This is a genomic window from Streptomyces sp. NRRL S-87, assembly GCF_000719335.1.
Lineage (GTDB): Bacteria > Actinomycetota > Actinomycetes > Streptomycetales > Streptomycetaceae > Streptomyces.
Map to the genome: position 1 here is coordinate 1 of NZ_JOGB01000225.1, position 304 is coordinate 304.

1 protein-coding gene is annotated in these 304 nt (G+C 76.6%); it reads right to left on the reverse strand.

Going from position 1 to position 304, the window contains the following annotated elements:
• On the reverse strand, positions 1-304 hold a 304-nt coding region (locus IF43_RS37595), incomplete at both ends, for a hypothetical protein (RefSeq protein WP_158939713.1).

Consider the following 304-nt stretch of genomic DNA (forward strand, 5'->3'; position numbering starts at 1 on the left):
GCCCGGCCCAGGGCACCGAGGCGCTGGTCGGGGTCGGCGCCGACTGCGTCGAGCACGAGGCCCAGGCCGTCGGCGAGCGCGGCGACGGTGTCCGCGTCGTACAGGTCCCGCGCGTAGTTGCACTCCAGCGTCAGGCCGGCGGGTGCCCCCGCCGTCCCGGGGCGCCCCGGCACCGCCCCCGAGAGGGCGAACTTTGCGGGGGCGGTCGGCACGTCGGTCCACGCGGCCGTGGTGCCCGGGAGCTCGATCCGGCCCTCGTAGTCGTGCTGGAAGGCGAGCATGACCTGGAAGAGGGGGTGGTGGG